General features: G+C 65.4%; 20 protein-coding genes and 1 pseudogene. 5 read left to right on the top strand and 16 right to left on the bottom strand.

Annotation, left to right across the window (positions count from 1 at the left end):
* Window positions 1-5: 5 nt before the first annotated feature.
* The 7 genes from pqqE to ACSQ76_RS14930 all read right to left on the bottom strand — a co-directional run bounded on the left by pqqE (window position 6) and on the right by ACSQ76_RS14930 (window position 5,544).
* Window positions 6-1,115, bottom strand: a complete 1,110-nt coding sequence (gene pqqE, locus ACSQ76_RS14960) for a pyrroloquinoline quinone biosynthesis protein PqqE (RefSeq protein WP_437157207.1) — start codon at window positions 1,113-1,115, stop codon at window positions 6-8.
* Entirely contained in the window at window positions 1,112-1,387 is a 276-nt protein-coding gene (pqqD, locus tag ACSQ76_RS14955) for a pyrroloquinoline quinone biosynthesis peptide chaperone PqqD (RefSeq protein WP_306129146.1), read from the bottom strand. Before pqqD ends, pqqE begins: the two co-directional genes overlap by 4 nt.
* Window positions 1,387-2,136 (bottom strand): pyrroloquinoline-quinone synthase PqqC, encoded by a 750-nt coding sequence (gene pqqC / locus ACSQ76_RS14950; protein WP_437157206.1) that lies wholly within the window; start codon window positions 2,134-2,136, stop codon window positions 1,387-1,389. The genes pqqD and pqqC overlap by 1 nt, the downstream gene beginning before the upstream one ends.
* Window positions 2,133-3,029 (bottom strand): pyrroloquinoline quinone biosynthesis protein PqqB, encoded by an 897-nt coding sequence (gene pqqB / locus ACSQ76_RS14945; protein WP_437157205.1) that lies wholly within the window; start codon window positions 3,027-3,029, stop codon window positions 2,133-2,135. Before pqqB ends, pqqC begins: the two co-directional genes overlap by 4 nt.
* Before the next feature lie 27 nt (window positions 3,030-3,056).
* The gene (gene pqqA / locus ACSQ76_RS14940; protein WP_057796095.1) at window positions 3,057-3,155 is read right to left on the bottom strand and encodes a pyrroloquinoline quinone precursor peptide PqqA; all 99 of its coding nucleotides are present in this window, start codon (window positions 3,153-3,155) and stop codon (window positions 3,057-3,059) included.
* 86 nt (window positions 3,156-3,241) lie between these two features.
* Window positions 3,242-3,928 (bottom strand): response regulator transcription factor, encoded by a 687-nt coding sequence (locus tag ACSQ76_RS14935; RefSeq protein ID WP_437157204.1) that lies wholly within the window; start codon window positions 3,926-3,928, stop codon window positions 3,242-3,244.
* 47 nt (window positions 3,929-3,975) lie between these two features.
* Complete coding sequence (locus tag ACSQ76_RS14930) at window positions 3,976-5,544, bottom strand: ATP-binding protein (protein ID WP_437157203.1); 1,569 nt, start codon at window positions 5,542-5,544, stop codon at window positions 3,976-3,978.
* 168 nt (window positions 5,545-5,712) lie between these two features.
* Here ACSQ76_RS14930 and ACSQ76_RS14925 point away from each other — a divergent pair, with 168 nt between their 5' ends.
* Window positions 5,713-5,916, top strand: coding sequence for a hypothetical protein (locus tag ACSQ76_RS14925; protein ID WP_437157202.1), 204 nt, complete (start codon window positions 5,713-5,715; stop codon window positions 5,914-5,916).
* Between the two features lie 6 nt (window positions 5,917-5,922).
* Here the strand turns inward: ACSQ76_RS14925 and ACSQ76_RS14920 are convergent, their stop codons facing one another.
* Genes ACSQ76_RS14920 through ACSQ76_RS14880 form a run of 9 tightly spaced genes read right to left on the bottom strand, consistent with a single transcriptional unit; the run spans window position 5,923 to window position 12,705 of the window.
* Complete coding sequence (locus ACSQ76_RS14920; protein WP_437157201.1) at window positions 5,923-6,714, bottom strand: ABC transporter permease; 792 nt, start codon at window positions 6,712-6,714, stop codon at window positions 5,923-5,925.
* Complete coding sequence (locus tag ACSQ76_RS14915) at window positions 6,711-7,430, bottom strand: ABC transporter ATP-binding protein (protein WP_437157200.1); 720 nt, start codon at window positions 7,428-7,430, stop codon at window positions 6,711-6,713. The genes ACSQ76_RS14920 and ACSQ76_RS14915 overlap by 4 nt, the downstream gene beginning before the upstream one ends.
* Window positions 7,427-8,047: an ABC transporter ATP-binding protein gene (locus ACSQ76_RS14910; RefSeq protein WP_437157199.1), complete on the bottom strand. Its 621-nt coding sequence runs from the start codon at window positions 8,045-8,047 to the stop codon at window positions 7,427-7,429. Before ACSQ76_RS14910 ends, ACSQ76_RS14915 begins: the two co-directional genes overlap by 4 nt.
* The gene (locus ACSQ76_RS14905) at window positions 8,044-8,790 is read right to left on the bottom strand and encodes an ABC transporter permease (protein WP_437157198.1); all 747 of its coding nucleotides are present in this window, start codon (window positions 8,788-8,790) and stop codon (window positions 8,044-8,046) included. Before ACSQ76_RS14905 ends, ACSQ76_RS14910 begins: the two co-directional genes overlap by 4 nt.
* On the bottom strand, window positions 8,791-9,753 hold the full coding sequence (locus tag ACSQ76_RS14900) for an ABC transporter substrate-binding protein (protein WP_437157197.1): 963 nt from the start codon (window positions 9,751-9,753) through the stop codon (window positions 8,791-8,793).
* 33 nt (window positions 9,754-9,786) lie between these two features.
* Window positions 9,787-10,035 carry a PepSY domain-containing protein gene (locus ACSQ76_RS14895; RefSeq protein ID WP_437157196.1) on the bottom strand — a complete coding sequence of 83 codons (249 nt, stop codon included), beginning with the start codon at window positions 10,033-10,035 and terminating at the stop codon, window positions 9,787-9,789.
* 13 nt (window positions 10,036-10,048) lie between these two features.
* Window positions 10,049-10,498: a hypothetical protein gene (locus ACSQ76_RS14890; protein WP_437157195.1), complete on the bottom strand. Its 450-nt coding sequence runs from the start codon at window positions 10,496-10,498 to the stop codon at window positions 10,049-10,051.
* Window positions 10,499-10,515: 17 nt separating this feature from the next.
* A complete protein-coding gene (locus ACSQ76_RS14885) occupies window positions 10,516-11,490 on the bottom strand; it encodes a YVTN family beta-propeller repeat protein (protein ID WP_437157194.1) in 975 nt (324 codons plus the stop codon).
* 9 nt (window positions 11,491-11,499) lie between these two features.
* Window positions 11,500-12,705, bottom strand: coding sequence for an ABC transporter substrate-binding protein (locus ACSQ76_RS14880; protein ID WP_437157193.1), 1,206 nt, complete (start codon window positions 12,703-12,705; stop codon window positions 11,500-11,502).
* 121 nt (window positions 12,706-12,826) lie between these two features.
* On the opposite strand from ACSQ76_RS14880, the gene ACSQ76_RS14875 reads away from it, so the two are divergent.
* From ACSQ76_RS14875 to ACSQ76_RS14860, 4 genes and pseudogenes are all read left to right on the top strand, one after another.
* Window positions 12,827-13,333 carry a DUF3280 domain-containing protein gene (locus tag ACSQ76_RS14875; protein WP_437157192.1) on the top strand — a complete coding sequence of 169 codons (507 nt, stop codon included), beginning with the start codon at window positions 12,827-12,829 and terminating at the stop codon, window positions 13,331-13,333.
* Window positions 13,330-13,872 carry an SRPBCC family protein gene (locus ACSQ76_RS14870; protein WP_437157191.1) on the top strand — a complete coding sequence of 181 codons (543 nt, stop codon included), beginning with the start codon at window positions 13,330-13,332 and terminating at the stop codon, window positions 13,870-13,872. Before ACSQ76_RS14875 ends, ACSQ76_RS14870 begins: the two co-directional genes overlap by 4 nt.
* The gene (locus ACSQ76_RS14865; RefSeq protein WP_437157190.1) at window positions 13,856-14,788 is read left to right on the top strand and encodes a beta-propeller fold lactonase family protein; all 933 of its coding nucleotides are present in this window, start codon (window positions 13,856-13,858) and stop codon (window positions 14,786-14,788) included. Before ACSQ76_RS14870 ends, ACSQ76_RS14865 begins: the two co-directional genes overlap by 17 nt.
* Window positions 14,734-15,135, top strand: a pseudogene (locus tag ACSQ76_RS14860) (thiosulfate oxidation carrier protein SoxY); the annotation flags it as partial. The gene ACSQ76_RS14865 and the pseudogene ACSQ76_RS14860, both read left to right, overlap by 55 nt.
* Between the last annotated feature and the right edge of the window lie 63 nt (window positions 15,136-15,198).

Genomic DNA, 15,198 nt, shown 5'->3' with positions numbered 1-15,198 from the left:
AGACCTCAGCTGGTTGGCTCGACCTCTTTCTTGCCGGGCATGGTGCGGTAGACCAGCGGCGCCTCGGTGTTGGACGCGTGGGTGTCCGCCTTTGTCTGCAGCGCGCCGTGGTGGGGTGACTTGATACACACGGGGTCTGTCGCGGCGGGGTCGCCGACGATAGCCATGGCCTGGCACCGGCAGCCGCCGAAATCCACCAGCTTGCGGTCGCAGGACTTGCAGGGCTCCTGCATCCAGTCGGTGCCGCGATAGGCGTTGAAGGCGCTGCTGTTGTACCAGATCTCGTCCAGCGGCTTGTCGCGGACGTTTTCAAATTCGAGATGCGGGATGGATTGCGCGGCGTGGCAGGGCAGAACCTGCCCGTCGGGGGCGACGTTGAGGCCCGTGCTGCCCCAGCCGCCCATGCAGCGCTTGGGGTAATCGTCGTGATAATCCGCCGGCACGTAGTCGATCACCAGCTTGCCTTTAAGCGCGGCGCGGGATTCGGCGACGATGCGGGTGGCCTCGCGGGCCTGATCTTTCGTGGGCATGAGCGTGTCGAGGTTCTTGAGGGCCCAGCCGTGGAATTGCACGGTGGCGACCTCGATCCGGCGGGCGCCCATCTCCTGTGCCATCTCGATGGCGCGGGGCAACTGGTGCAGGTTGCGCCGGTGCAGGACGGCGTTGAGCGTCAGGGGAAAGCCAATCTGGCCGATCCATTCGGCCACCTGCATCTTGCGTTTGTAGCCCCCGTTATAGCCGCCGATCTCGTCGGCCATTTCGGGCGTGGTGCCTTGCAGGGACAATTGAATGTGGTCGAGGCCGGCCTCGTCCAGTTCCTTCAGCCGGCGCTCGGTCAGGCCGATGCCGGAGGTGATGAGGTTGGTGTAGAGCCCCGCGTCGCGGGCGGCCTGCACGAGCGGGACGAGATCCCGGCGTGAGGCAGGCTCGCCGCCCGAGAGGTGGAGTTGCAGCACGCCGAGCCTTGCGGCCTCGTCGAAGACGCGGACCCAGGTTTCCGTGTCCAGCTCAGAGTCCTGCCGGGCCAGTTCCACGGGGTTGGAACAATAGGGGCAGGAGAGCGGACAGCGGTGTGTCAGCTCGGCGAGCATGGCTATGGGGGCGGGTATGGTCATTGGGTCACGTCCAGGAACCGTCGGTCGCGCAGGGCCGTAAGGAAGCCGCTGCTGTCCTCGGTGATCTGCTCGACCGGGGCGTTGTACTTGTCCGACAGGGCCTGCGTGATCTCGCCGAAGCTGCGTCGGCCGTCGACCTCGGTCAGGATGGCGTGGCCGATCTGGTCGAGGGTGATGGCGCGTTCGGGGGCCAGAAGGACCCAGGTGTCACGCACCTTGTCGAAATGCAGGCGCACGCCGCGGGGCAGGGAGGGAATGTCGGTGGCGATCATCACGAGGCCCTTTCGAGCAGCAGCCCTTCGCCCGGTTGCCAGCCGCCGGGCGGGATGCGGGCGGGTTCCACGTAAGCGCTCCAGAGGGCGTCGAGCTGGGACCAGAGCACATCTGTCTTGAAGATCAGGGCGTTCGCGGCCGCGTCCTGTTTTTCCTGCGTATCGGCGTGGTCGAGCACCCAGGCAAGGCCGAAGGCGACGTCCTTGGGCGCTTCTTTCAGTCGGGTCTTGAAATAGCTGAGCGAGCTGTCGTCGGCGAAGTCGTAGTTCTTCAGGAGGCCCTCGATCCGGTTGGCGTGGATCTTGGGCGCGAAAAGCTCAGTGAGGGAGGAGGCGACGGCTTCGAGCAGGGTCTTGTCGCGGACGAAGCGGACATAGGCGTCGCAGGCGAATTTGGTGGCGGGCAGGACGCCCTCACGAGAGGCGACATAGGTCGGGTTGAGGCCCACGGCCTCGGCCAGCCGCAGCCAGCGCTTGATGCCGCCTTCGTTCTCTGCAGTGCCGTCGTGGTCCTCGATGCGCGACCGCCAGGCGCGGCGCAGGTCGGGGTTTTCGACGCGGCTCATGAAGGCGGCGTCCTTCATCGGGATGGTGTGCTGGTAGTAATAGCGGTTCAGCACCCAGGCGCGGACCTGGTCGGGGGTGCAGTCGCCGCCGTGCAGCCGGTCGTGGAACGGGTGCAGGTCGTGGTACCGCTCGGCGCCGATCCTGCGCAGGCGGGATTCAAAGTCTTCGCGGCTTTGCGTCATGGGGTGATCTCCATTCCGTCCTGTCCGATGATCCAGCCCGCTGCCTGGGCCTCGGCTTTTTCCGCCGAATCCGGGCGCAGCACCGGATTGGTGTTGTTCATGTGCACGAAGACCTTCTTGCCGATTTCGAGCCCCTCGAAAGCGGCGATGGAGCCGTCGGGGCCGGACATGGACATGTGGCCCATGCGTCTGCCGGTCTTCTGGCCCAGCCCGGCGCGGACCATTTCATCATCGCGCCAGAGCGTGCCGTCGAAAAAGACCATGTCGGCACCCTGAAGGCGCTCCCGCAGGTCGTCGTTCAGCCGGGCGCAGCCGGGGATGTAGAAGGCCGTGGTATCGCCGTTTTCCAGCATCACGCCCACGGTCTGTTCGCCCATCAGGTCGGTTTCGACCGTCTCGCCCTCCATGTAGAGCGGCACCTTGCCGGGGACAGCGAAAAGCGTCGCGGTCAGGTCGGGTGCCAGCTCGAAAGGCTCGTCGAGGGCGATGTTGCGGCGGGTCACCACTTGTGCGTTCAGCGCGTCGAAGATGGGGTTGGCGGCCAGAACCTCGTGGATGCCCTTGGTGGCGAACAGCGTGAAAGGTTGCATTTCACGCAAGGTAAGAAGGCCGGCCACATGGTCGATATCGCCATTGGTTACCAGTACGGAAGTCAGCGGCAGCTTGCGCAGGTCCGTGGGGTAAAGGGCCGGCGTGTTGGCCAACTGGTCACGTATGTCGGGCGATGCGTTCAGGATCGCCCAATCGAACCCGTTGCCTGTGACGGCGAGGGACGATTGCGTTTGTGAGGGTATGTCGCCTGAACGTGCAAGATTGCAGTTGTCACAACCGCAATTCCACTGGGGCAGGCCGCCCCCGGCAGCAGCGCCGAGAATTTGCGCGCGGAATGACATCAAGTATCCTCCCGCGCGCAAGCCGTCTTAGATCAGGACTTCGCGCTCTTCGTCGAAGTCAGGTCCGTACATGTTGATTTCCATGCCGCATTCGATTTCGCGGATGATCGGTTTTGCCCATGCCATGATGGTATCCTCCTTTGAATGACACTAGAAAGATGACAACTCGGCCGCTTCATTGCGACTCTTATTTTCTTTGAAACGCTTAGACTTTAGTCCCGGTTCCCGGGTTCGAGCCGCGGGGCGAGGCCGTCGATGATGAAGCCCTGATTGCGTACAGTCTTGATTTCGAAGCAGAAATCGGCGTCGCGCAGTTTTTTGCGCAGATAGCCGATATAGACGTCCACCACGTTTTCGTTACCCGAACCTTCGGCCTGCCAGAGCGCATCGAAGATATCGCCGCGGGGCAAAGGCGTGCCGTCATGGGTGATGAGAAGGCGCAGAAGGTCGTCCTCGCGCTCGGTCAGGGACACGCGGGCGGTGTCGGTATGCAGGACGCGCTCGCGGGTCAGTGTGGCGGGCTGCGGGCGCTGCGAGGTCGCGCGACGCTCCTGGACGCGCAGGCGGGCCACCAGTTCGTCGAAGCTGAAGGGTTTGACCACGTAATCGTCGGCCCCGGCCTCGAGCCCGGCGGTGCGGTGTTCCACGTCCGACAGCGCCGAGAGCATCAGGATGGGCAGGGTGGCGCCGTTTTCGCGGGCACGGCGCACGAGGTCGAGGCCACTATCGGCGCCCAGCATGACGTCGATGATGGCGCCCGAGAAGGTCTCGGCGCGCAGCATTTCAAGCGCGTGGTCATAGCGGTTGACCGTCTCGGCCTCATAGCCATGCAACCCCAGCCCCGCGCGCAGGGCGGAGGTGATTTCCGGGTCGTCGTCGACGATCAGGAGGCGGGTCATGGCGGTGCGGTCTCTTTCACGGCTGCGGCGCTGAGAATAGCGCCGTTTTAGCCGGTTGAAAGAGAAAGGCGAACCGCGATCTTTGTCCCGGGTGCGGCGCCCAGGGCGTCGGCGGGGGGAACGGGGCTTTCGAGGGTGATGGTGCCGTCATGGGTCTCGACCACCCAGCGGGCGAGCGCCAGCCCGATGCCGAACCCCTGGGCCGAGGCGCTGCCCGATTGCGCGAAGCGTTCGAAGATGTCGGGCTGGTCGTCGGGCGCGATGCCGGGTCCGTTGTCGATGACGGCGATCATGGCTGTTTCGCCTGTGGCCTGCGCGTCGAGGCGGACCTGTCCACCATCGCGGGCGTGGCGGATGGCGTTGCGGACGAGGCCCACCAGCACCTGCCGGATCCAGTTGCGGTCGCAGGTAAGGGTGACGTCAGGGATCTCGGACAGGGTCAGGGTCATGCCAGCGTTGTCGGCCTCGGCGCGGACTTCTTCGTGCACTTCGCTCATGAGGTCGGGGAGGGCGACCGTGGCGTGATCGAGCGCCAGTTGGCCGCTGTCGGAGCGCGCGACGCGCAGAAGGTCGTCGATACGGCGGTTGAGACGGGCGGCGCGGGCCTCGATCGTGGCGAAGGCGTCGGCATCGGGTCCGCCCGCCGCGCGGCCGATCTGGGCCTCCATGAGGATGACGGTGAGGGGCGTGCGCAGCTCGTGGCTGATGTCGGCGAAGAAGCGGCGGCGGTTCTCGTCGATCTCGGCCAGGGTTTCATTCGCGGCGCGCAGCTCCTCGGTCCGGGCGGAGATGATGCTGTTGAGTTGCGCACGGTCCTGTTCGACCGCCGATTTGCGGGCGGCGAGCGCGTGGGCCATGCGGTTGGTCTCGGCGTAAAGCCCGCCGATCTCGTCGCGGCGGGTTTCGGGCAGGTCGATGGCGAAGTCTTCCTGCCCGATCTTCTGCGCAGCGTCGCGCAGACGGTCCAGCCGGGCGAATTGCGGGCGAATGAGGCCGAAATAGAAGGCCAGCACCATGACTATGGCAGCCACCGCGATGCCGATGGCGGCCAGCGTCAGTCTCTGTCGCAGGTTGACGATGTCGGCCCGGATGGCGTTGCGAAAGAGCTGTTCGGTCTGCACGGCCTGGCTGAGAAGCGGATCGAAGCCGGTGGCGAAGCTGTCGATATGGGCTTGCAGGCGGGGGCGGTCGATGTCGTCGCTCGAGAGGCCGCGCATGGTGCTGGTCAGGAGCGCCTCCATCCGGGCGAGGCCGAGGGATTGGGTGCCAAAGCGGGACTGGGCCTCGATGCCGAGATCCTCGGCCTCCTGCACGGCCTGGGCGACGTTCTGTTGCAGGCGCACGAAGGACGTGCGGAGATTTTCGACGACGGGCTCCAGCCGCTCGGCGCGGGTTGCGGCGGGCATCTCGCGCTGCACGGCCTCTGTCGCGACGACGAGGAAGGTGGCGGCCTGGGTCGAGAGGCCGGCATAGCCCGACATGCGCTGCTCGGCCTTGAGGGTGGCATCCAGCCGGTCGGAGACGGCGAGAAGACCCAGCCAGAGGATCAGCGCGGTGACCCATGTGCCGACGCCAAGGGCGAGGGCGCCGAGACCGAGCAAAGACTTCAGCGACATGACGGGACCGCCCTAGGATTGGGCAATCGCGGTGAAGTGCCGCATTCTTTCGCACAATTTCTGGCGTGACGCGGTGCGCACGGTGCGGTTACGCTTTTCTTCAGGGGTTTGCTGTTGGATGAAAGACGGCACGGGAGCGAGGACCAACGCAACGCGTAAGGAACGGATATGATAGAGCTCCTGTTCGTCGCCTGCCTGGCGACAGATCCCACCCGATGCCGTGAACGCAGTCTTGTCTTTACCGACGTGACGCCGATGCAATGCCTTGCCGGGGCGCAGCCGGAACTGGCGCGATGGGTATCGACCCACCCCAACGAGCGGGTCCTGAGCTGGCGCTGCCGGACGGTGAACGATACCGAATTCGACATCTGAGCGGCCTCAGGTCTTGCGCTTCATCAGGCCGCGGGCCGGGTCGTAGCCCCAGATGGCCAGCGCGCAGAAGACCAGCGTGCTGCCCAGGACCCAGGCGAGCGCGGTCCAGTTGACCTGCAGGTAAAGCGAGAAGCGGATCAGCTCGACCGCGTAGGTGAAGGGGTTGAGTGCGCAGATGTCGCGCAGGAGCGGTGAGCTTTCGGCCATTTTCCACAAGGGGTAGAGGGCCGAGGACATGAAGAACATCGGGAAGATGACGAAGTTCATCACGCCCGCGAAGTTTTCCAGCTGCTTGATGAAGCTGGACAGGACCAGCCCGAGACCGCCGAGCATCAGCCCGCCGAGAATCAGGCTGGGCAGGACGGCGAGGTAACCCCATGTGGGCATTGTGATGCCGAACGCGGCGGCGATGGCGAGGAAGGTGTAGACCTGCAGCACCGAGATGATCGTGGCGCCGAACAGGCGGCAGATCAGCAGCCACCATCGCGGGAAGGGGCTGGTCAGCAGAAGGCGCATCGAGCCCATCTCGCGGTCGTAGACCAGGCTGAGCGAGGATTGCATTCCGTTGAAGAGCAGCACCATCGCGCACAAGCCGGGGACGATATAGGTCTCGTAGGTGATGTAGGTCTGGTAGGGCGGGATGATCGACAGGCCAAGTGCCGCGCGGAAGCCGGCGGCGAAGATCAGCAGCCAGACGAGCGGGCGGACAAGGGCCGCGATGAAGCGCTCGCGCTGATGCACGAAGCGCAGGAATTCGCGGGCGATGATCGCCTTGGCGACGCGGAAGGTGCCGGTCATGCGACCTCCCCCGTGCGCGACAGGAACCAGTCCGACAGGCTTTGATCGCCGCGGGCGGCCCCGGCGGTGCCGCGGTGGATGATCTGTCCCTTGTGCAGGACGACGAGGTCGTCGCCGTCGCGCACCTCGTCCGTGAGGTGGGTGGTCCAGAGGACGCAGAGGCCGGTTTTCGTGAGTTCGTGGACGTGGTCGGTGATGCCCTGCCGCGAGGCGGCGTCGAGGCCGACGGTGGGTTCGTCGAGCAAGAGCACGTGCGGGTCGTGGATCAGGGACCGCGCGAGTTCGGTGCGGCGGCGGTGACCGCCGTTGAGGTCGCGGGCCTTTTCGTCGGCGCGGTGGCGCATGTCGAGCTGGTCGAGGGCGGCGTCGATGCGGCCGGGGATCTCGGATTTCGGCAGGCCCTGCAGGGCGGCGAAATAGGCGAGGTTCTGGCGGACCGAGAGGTTGAGGTCGAGCGTGGATTGCTGGAAGACGACGCCGAGCTTGCCCAGAGCCTTGCGGGGTTCGCGGCGCATGTCGTGGCCGGCGACAGTGATTTCGCCCTGGGGGGCCACCAGCAGGCGGGTCAGCAGGGCGATGAGCGTGGATTTGCCCGCGCCGTTGGGGCCGAGAAGGGCGCAGAAGGTGCCGGGGGTGACATCGAACGTCACGTCGTCCAGCGCCTGCTTGGCGCCGTAGTTGAAGCTGAGGTCGTTGACGGTCAGGCCTGTGGTCACGTGGTCCGGTCCTTTGGTCCTTCGGCAAGTTGCGCGCCCTTTGGCCCACTTTCCAGTGTCAGGGTCCGGTGTGCAAGCCGTGTCGCCTCGGCCATGTCGTGGGTCACGAACAGGGTCGCGGGCTGGTGGCGGGCGATGAGTTGCTCGGTGAGGGTCAGCATCCGGTCGGCGGCGGCGGCGTCGAGCGAGACGAAAGGTTCGTCCATGATGAGCAGGTCGGGCTGGCCCGCGAAGGCGCGGGCGAGCGCGAGGCGGCGCTGCTGGCCGAGGGAGAGCTGGCCGGGGAAGAGCGTCTCCTTGCCGGTAAGGCCGACCTCGTCGAGCGCGGCGAGGGCGCGGTCGCGGGGCAGGCCCGGATGCAGGAGCGTGAGGTTGTCGAGGGTGGAGCGCCAGGGCAAAAGGGTGGGTTCCTGGAAGACCATGGCGATGGCGTCGGGACGGTCGATGCGGCCCGCATAATCGGTGTCGATGCCCGAGACCAGCCGCAGGAGGGTGGATTTGCCGATGCCGGAGGGGCCGACGAGGGCGACGGTTTCGCCTGCCGCGATCTCGAAAGCGATGGGGCCAAGCACGCGGTCGGCGCCAAAGCGTTTCTCGGTGACGGAGACGGTAATCATGCGCGGCGCCACCGGGTCGCGTGGCGTTCCCACGGTTGCAATAGCGCCCATTCCACCAGCAGCATCACGGTGATGAAGGAAAAGGCGTAGACCAGCACCATGGCGACGTCGAAAAGCTGGAAATAGAGGTGGATCTGGAAGCCGACGCCCGAGGAGCGGCCGAGAAATTCGACCACGAGGACGATCTTCCAGATGACGGCCACACCGCCCCGCGCGGCGGCGGCGATGAAGGGGCCGAGTTGCGGCAGGATCACGTGGCGCAGGCGGGTCCAGCCGGACATGCGGTAGACACGCGCCAGCGCGTCGAGTTGCGGGTCCAGCGCACGGGCGCCTTCGCGGATGACGATGGCGACGTTGGGCACCTTGTTGAGCGTGACGGCGGCGATGGCGGCGGCCTCGGTCAGGCCGATCCAGAGGTAGCAGAGTACGATCAGCACCAGCGCGGGCAGGTTGAGGAAGATGACCAGCCACGGGTCGAGCCAGCGGTTGAGCGCAGGCGACCGGCCCATGGCAAGGCCGATGATCCCGCCCAGCGTCATGGCGAGGCAGAAGGCCCAGAGCACACGCAGGAGGGTGGCCGAGAGGTGGGTCCAGAGCTCACCGCTGGCGATTTCCTGGGCGAAGAGGGGCGCGAGGGCCCAGGGGGTGGGCAGCACCTGCGGGTCGGCCTTGAGCGTTGACGCCACGACCCAAAGGGCCAGAAGCCCCGCGATGGAGAGGAGCGGCGTCAGCTTGGTCTGCATTTACCGGACGTCGGCGAAAAGACCGTCGGGGAGTGTATCGGCCTCGCCCACGAGTTCCGCGCCGCCGAGGTCGTGCATCAGGCTGAGAAGGGCCTGGGCGGCGTCGGTGTCAATGGGTTTGCGGGCCGGGATGCCGGCGATCCAGTCGGTGCGGAGTTGCTCGAATTCCGCGTCGGTGTCGGCGTTCATGATCGGGCGCAGGTCCCGCCAGGTCTCGTCGGAGGACATGAGCAGGGCCTTGGCCTCTCGGCTGGCCTCATAGAAGGACTGCGCGAGGTCGGGGTGCTCCGACAGGAAGCCCTCCTTGAAGTAGTATCCCAGAAGAGGCGTTTCGGGGTCGAGGCCCAGTTCGCGCGCGGCGGTGTCGACGGAAATGAGTTCGTGCATGCCGGCGGCTTTCATCTTGGCGAGGTAGTGCCAGTAGTTGATGGCACCGGCGAGGCCGCCGTCAAGGGCGGTGCGGAAGATAAGGGGCGGGGCGCCGAAGACCTGTTCGGTTTCTGCTTCGAGGTCGAGGTCATGGGCCTGTTGCGCGTAGGCGCGCAGGATGAGCCAGGACTTGTCGAGCGGGCCGCCGGCAATGCCGATCTTCTGGTCGGCAAGGTCGGCCAGCGTTTCGGCAGTGGAGTCGGCGGGGACGACCACGCCGCCCACGGCGCGGGAGTAGGGAATGAAGACGTACGGCTTGCCTGCGGCGCGCTGGCGGGCGACCCAGATCCAGTCGGCGACGGCCATGTCGGCCTCGCCCCCTTCGACGGCGATTCGTGTGGCGCTGTTGTCGGCATAGGGCTGGATCTCGAGGGTCAAGCCGTGTTTTGCGTCGAGGCCTTCATCGACGATGGTCTGAAGCTCCCAGTTGACGGTGCCGATCTTGAGAGTCGCGGCGCGAATCGTTGGGGGCTCTTGGGCGTAGGCCGCCATGCTGCTTAGCAAGAAGGAGAGAGATGCTATGATGCGCAACATGGCGGGCCTTTACTCCATGGGAGAACGGATAATTTACTCGGCGCGGCGTTCGACCTCGTTCAGGTCGGCGTCGAGGACGATGTCGAACTGGTCGCCGCCTTTGCAGATCACGTCGTCAAGCTCGTAGCCGCCGTCGTCTTCGGCTTCGATGTCGGCGGGATCCATCTGGCATTCGATGGAGGCGAGATAGGCCTCGATTTTTTCCACCGTTTCTGCATCGACGTGGTCGTCGGCGAGGGCGGGCGAGGCGACCAGCGCCGCGATTGCGAAGATACGTTTCATTTTGAAGGCTCCGTTACTGGATGTTGAAGGTGACTTGTTGCGTTTCGCCGGTGGAGCCGGGGATGCGCAGCGTGTGGCTGCCCGGCTTGATGGCGATGAACGAGATCGTGGCGACGCCCGCCTTGTCGAATTCAAGGGAATCGACGGCCATGGGACGGATCTCGATCTGGTTGATGACGATTTCGTTCATCCAGATCGCGCGGAAGAAATCGCTGCCGGTGACGGCCAGCTCGGCCGAGCCGTCGGCGGTGATTTCAAGCGTGTAGTAGGCGCCCGATTGCAGGTTCACGGACCCCGTTTCGTGCAGGGGCTGACCCGAGGCGAGGGTGATCGGGATGTCGTCACCGCGGTTGCAGGCGGCGAGCAGACCGGCAAAGCCGAGGTCGTCGCAGAGCGGGGCGGCGACCGCGGGGCCGGTGAGGCAGGTGGCGGCGGTGGCCGCGGCCATCATGAGTTTCTTCATCGTATCAGTCTCCTTCATTATTCGATGGTCACCACGCCCCAGGGCTGTTCGCCAACCTGGATGGAGCGCACGGCCTCTTCCTTGGCCACGTCGATGACGGTGATGTCGTTGGAATTGCCGTTGGTCGTCAGCAGGTATTTCTCGTCTGGCGTGAAATCGAGCTGCCAGACGCGCTGGCCCACGAGGATGTAGTCCAGCACCTCGAGGCTTTGGGCATCGACCACGGCGACGCGGTTCGACGGGCCGAGCGCCACGAAGAGGCGCTTGCCGTCGGAGGTGACCTTGGCGCCCACGGGTTGCAGCCATTCGGGCTGCACGTTGGGGACCTCGAAGCTGATCTTCTCGATCAGGGTGGGCGTGCCGTCCTCGGCGATGTCCATGACGCTGACCGTGCCGCCGATCTCGGACGTCACGAACAGGCGCGTGCCGTCCGCGGTATACTGGGCGTAGCGCGGGCGCTGGTCGACAAGGATGTTGTGCTTGATCGTGTAATCCTCGGTCGAGATGAAATGCGCCATGTTGGTGGTTTCGGACGTGTTCACCACCCACTTGGCGTCGGGGCTCATGCCCATCCCTTCGGGCTCGACGCCCACGGGCACCTCGGCCAGCACGGTGCGGCTTTCGGTGTCGGTGACGGTCACCAGGTTGTCATCCTCGTTGGCGATGTAGAGCCGCTTGCCCGAAGGCTCGATGATGAAAAGCTCGGGATCGGGGCCGGAGGGCAGCGAGGGTAGTTCCTCGTAGGTTTCCGAATCGAACACCCGGACGAGATTGTCGTCGGAGGCGCAGACATAGATCTTGGTGCCGTCGGGGCTGGCGGTGATGCCGCGGGGGCGGTTGCCGGCGAAGAACTCGTCGGTCACTTCCCATGTTTCGGTGTCGATCACGGTGATGGTGTTGCCGCGTTCGTTGGTGACGAAGGCTTTGCCGGCCAGCGCGGGCCCGGCGGCGAGCGCCAGGGCGGAGGTCAGAAGGAGTGCCTTGAGTTTCATGTGTTCCCCTTAGTTGTTGAAGGCCGTGCAGGCCGATTCCGGGCGGTCGAGGCCGAGCGTGTCCTGCACGGCGTTCTGGTGCAGGAACCCTTCCTGCGGGCTGACGCTGACAGTGATGCGGCCGTCATAGAGCATGACCTGCTGGCGCATCTGGCCGTTCCAGTCGCGGAAGGTGACTTCCTGCCCCTTGAAGCCGGCCAGTTCGAATTGATCGGACAGGAGGTACTCTTTCACGCCGTCGGGCTCGGCGGTCTGGGCGCGGGTCACCGCCTCGCCCACGGCGCGCAGGGCGATCCAGACGTTGTAGTCGGCATCCTTGATATAGCGGCCCGCCAGTTCCTCGAAGCGGGTCTGAAGCTGGGTCGCGCCGTAGGATTCGTGCCCGCCGTGCATCTGCACCGGGCGCAGGCCCGAGGAGCCCATGACAGGGCGCGGATCCCACATGTGATAGGTGAGGTAGGCGGCGAAATAATCGGTTTCGTCGGCGGTGATGACCACGTCATGCTCGGGCAGGCCCTGCATGAAGGTGGGCAGTTGGCGCTGCACCTGGGCATGGCCCGAATCTGTGCGGCGGGCGCCGCCGGTGTCCTCGAACACGCGTTCCTCGACGATCTCGGCGCCGAACTTGGTGGCGGCGCGGCGATAGGCGTCGGCCAGCGCGATGTCGGCGGGGTTGGAGCCGGAAATGAGCACCCAACGGGGCCACTTCTTCCAGATGGCGAATTGCGCGATGGCGTCGGCCTGCTGGGCATAGCTGGTGGCGGTATGCAGCAGGTTGGCGCGGCATTCCTCGTTGCGCATCGGCATGTCGCCGGCGCGGGCGTTGAAGACCAGCGCGCCCTCTTCGGCGGCGCGGTCGGCAAGGCGCAGAACGTCCTCTTCCCGGGCATGAACGACGATCAGGCGGATGCCTTCGGCGAGAATCTCATCAAGGGCGGCATCGGCGCCGTCGGGCGCGGCGGATTTCTGGACCGTCTCGTAGGTATGGCCCATGAAGCTGCCGGTGGAGTTGTTGTCCTGATCGGCCAGCGCGGCGCCGGCGAAGCCCAGATCCTCGGGCGCCTCGTCGAAGCGCGAGATCGGGCGCTGGACCTGGTAATCGACGCGCAAGACGGCGGCGCGCACGTCGATCGCGGCGGCAGATCCTGCGGTGAAAATCAGCGTGGCGGCGCAGAGCTGCGCGGCCGCGAAAAGCGTCGCAATACGGTTCAGCACTTTTATCCTCCCTTACCGCGAAGTTGGTCCTCGCGGCCCGACCAATACCAATTGCCGTGTTTCGCAATCACTGTACGCAACGCAGAATGAAGGGCGACTCTTAACTTCTAAGAACGTCCGTATGCATTTGATATTGTTCCTGTTCCTGGCTTTCGCCCCGGCTGCGCACGCGCAAGGGGAGGTGGCCTTTTTCGGGCTGCATCTGGAGGACAGTTCGGACCAGACGACGCAATCTTCTTCGTTGATGGCCGAGGGGCCGGGCGAGGCCGATCTGGCCCGTGTCGAGGTGCTGGAAGGGATGCTGGCGGAGCGATTCGAGGCCGAGGGCTACGCGCTTTTGGGCCTTGCGCCGGTGGCGGAGGAACTGGAGCGCGTGAGCAACCCGGCAAGCTGTTACGGGTGTGACATCCGCATGGCCGAGACGCTGGGCGCGGAGTTCATCCTGGTGGGCGAGGTCAACATGGTGTCGCCCGTACTGGTGTCCATCGCGGTCCAGTTGAAGGATGCCGCCAGCGGCGAGATCGTGAAGGGCGGCAGCGTCAGCGTGCGCGGCAGCACCGACGAGATCTGGGCGCGGGGGATGCGACAAATCTTGAAAAACCGAATCTTCAGGGAGGAAGATACATGAGAAGACGAGTGTTCATGGCAAGCCTGACGGCGTTGATGCTGCCGGGCATTGCGCTGGCACACGGGCCGACACGGCAGAAGGTGACGCTGACCACCGAAGTGGCGGCCGACCCGGCCGAGGTCTGGGAGGCGATCGGGAATTTCCAGGACATGTCCTGGCACCCGGCGGTGCATTCGACCCAAGGCGAGGGCGGCAACGAGATCGACGCGACGCGCGTGCTGACGCTGGGCGATGAAGGTGGGCCGACCATCGACGAGGTGCTCTACAAATACGATGCCGAGAAGATGAGCTATTCCTACCGGATCACCGAGGTGGCGGTCGAGACGCTGCCGGTGACGAATTACTCGTCTCACCTGACGGTGAAGCCGCGTGACGGCGGCGGATCTATCGTGGAATGGCGCGGCGCGTTCTATCGCGGCTATCCGAACAACGATCCGCCGCCCGAACTGAATGACGAGGCGGCGATTGCGGCTGTCAGCGGCGTCTACCAGGCGGGGCTGGATGCCCTGACCGAGCGGTTCGGTGCGCCGGGCTCTTAATGCGCTGGCGCTTTGCCTGGCCACGCCGGTGGCCGGGCAGACCGCTTTCGTCACCTGTCAGCCTGCCGATGCGTTGAGCGTGATCGATGTCGCCCGAGGGGTCGAGGTCGCTCGCTGGGACGTGGCGGGCAAGCCTGCCGGGGTCGCTGTTGGTGGCGATGCGGTCTTTTCCGTCTCCCCGGATACCAAGACCGTGCGGCGTTTTTCGCCCACCGGCGGGCTTTTGAATGAAACGCAGCTGGATGGCGGGCCGACCGGCGTGGCGCTGGATGCCGCGCGCGGGCGGCTGTTCGTGTCGGACTGGTACAATGCGCGGCTTTGGGTGTTGGATGCCGAGACGCTGGAGGTTCTGGCGAAGCTGAAGACCGGGGCGGAGCCGGCTGGCATCGCTCTGTCGGAAGATGGCCGGTTTCTGGCCAGTGCCGAGAAAGATGCCGACCGGGTGTCGGTCTTCAATGCCGAGACGCTGGAGGTCTTGCACCGGGTGGATGTGGGCGTGCGGCCCTATGGGCTGGGCTTCGCGCCGGATGGGCGGCTGTTCGTGGGCAACGTGGGCAGCAATGACGTAAGCGTCGTGGATGCCGAAGCCGGCACGGTGCTGGCCACGGTGCCGGTGGGCGAGCGGCCCTATGGCGTGGCCTTCGCAGGCGGTCGGGCCTTTGTGACCAACCAGTATGCGAACAGCCTGAGCGTGATCGACCTTGAGACGCTTGAGGCGGTGGAGGAGGTCAGCGTCGGCGAGTATCCCGAAGGGATTGACGCCACGGCGGACGGGACCCGCGTGGTCTTTGCCAACTGGTTCGAGAACACGGTGAGCGTGATGGACGCACGAACGCTGGACGTGATATATGACGTGGAGACATGCGACGGCCCGCGGGCTTTTGGCATGTTCCTGTCGGGAGGAGACACGGAATGATCGCAACATCCATGCGCGCGCTGGGGGCGCTGTGCCTGATGGCGATGCCGGCCCTGGCGGGCACCTGGGAGGACTTGAGCGCCGAGATGTATGGCGAGCGGGTGCTCTTGGATGGCGCCGAGGTGATCGCCATCGACGCGCCGTACCGGACGGGCAACGATGCGCGCACGCAGCTGGCGGCGCATGTGGTGGCGCCGCAGGGGGCCGAGATTGCCAGCGTGACGCTGGTGATCGACGAGAACCCGATGCCGGTGTCGGCGGTCTTTGACCTAGATACCCCGTTGCCCGCATTCTTTTTCGACGTGACCATGCGGATCAACGGGCCGACGCCGATGCACGTGGTGGCCGAGACGACCGACGGGCGGCTATTCGTCGCCGGGACCTTCGTCAAGACCTCGGGGCAGGGGGCC

The sequence above is a fragment of the Roseovarius sp. B08 genome (assembly GCF_051417955.1).
In the GTDB taxonomy this organism is placed as follows: domain Bacteria; phylum Pseudomonadota; class Alphaproteobacteria; order Rhodobacterales; family Rhodobacteraceae; genus Roseovarius.
Note: the sequence above shows the minus strand (reverse complement) of the source record. Positions and strands in the feature narration are given on the sequence as shown.

Coding starts and splice junctions, on each gene's coding strand:
- pqqE (WP_437157207.1), bottom strand. CDS start 1,115: ATGACCATACCCGCCCCCATAGCCATGCTCGCCGAGCTGACACACCGC.
- pqqD (WP_306129146.1), bottom strand. CDS start 1,387: ATGATCGCCACCGACATTCCCTCCCTGCCCCGCGGCGTGCGCCTGCAT.
- pqqC (WP_437157206.1), bottom strand. CDS start 2,136: ATGACGCAAAGCCGCGAAGACTTTGAATCCCGCCTGCGCAGGATCGGC.
- pqqB (WP_437157205.1), bottom strand. CDS start 3,029: ATGTCATTCCGCGCGCAAATTCTCGGCGCTGCTGCCGGGGGCGGCCTG.
- pqqA (WP_057796095.1), bottom strand. CDS start 3,155: ATGGCATGGGCAAAACCGATCATCCGCGAAATCGAATGCGGCATGGAA.
- ACSQ76_RS14935 (WP_437157204.1), bottom strand. CDS start 3,928: ATGACCCGCCTCCTGATCGTCGACGACGACCCGGAAATCACCTCCGCC.
- ACSQ76_RS14930 (WP_437157203.1), bottom strand. CDS start 5,544: ATGTCGCTGAAGTCTTTGCTCGGTCTCGGCGCCCTCGCCCTTGGCGTC.
- ACSQ76_RS14925 (WP_437157202.1), top strand. CDS start 5,713: ATGATAGAGCTCCTGTTCGTCGCCTGCCTGGCGACAGATCCCACCCGA.
- ACSQ76_RS14920 (WP_437157201.1), bottom strand. CDS start 6,714: ATGACCGGCACCTTCCGCGTCGCCAAGGCGATCATCGCCCGCGAATTC.
- ACSQ76_RS14910 (WP_437157199.1), bottom strand. CDS start 8,047: ATGATTACCGTCTCCGTCACCGAGAAACGCTTTGGCGCCGACCGCGTG.
- ACSQ76_RS14905 (WP_437157198.1), bottom strand. CDS start 8,790: ATGCAGACCAAGCTGACGCCGCTCCTCTCCATCGCGGGGCTTCTGGCC.
- ACSQ76_RS14900 (WP_437157197.1), bottom strand. CDS start 9,753: ATGTTGCGCATCATAGCATCTCTCTCCTTCTTGCTAAGCAGCATGGCG.
- ACSQ76_RS14895 (WP_437157196.1), bottom strand. CDS start 10,035: ATGAAACGTATCTTCGCAATCGCGGCGCTGGTCGCCTCGCCCGCCCTC.
- ACSQ76_RS14890 (WP_437157195.1), bottom strand. CDS start 10,498: ATGAAGAAACTCATGATGGCCGCGGCCACCGCCGCCACCTGCCTCACC.
- ACSQ76_RS14885 (WP_437157194.1), bottom strand. CDS start 11,490: ATGAAACTCAAGGCACTCCTTCTGACCTCCGCCCTGGCGCTCGCCGCC.
- ACSQ76_RS14875 (WP_437157192.1), top strand. CDS start 12,827: ATGCATTTGATATTGTTCCTGTTCCTGGCTTTCGCCCCGGCTGCGCAC.
- ACSQ76_RS14870 (WP_437157191.1), top strand. CDS start 13,330: ATGAGAAGACGAGTGTTCATGGCAAGCCTGACGGCGTTGATGCTGCCG.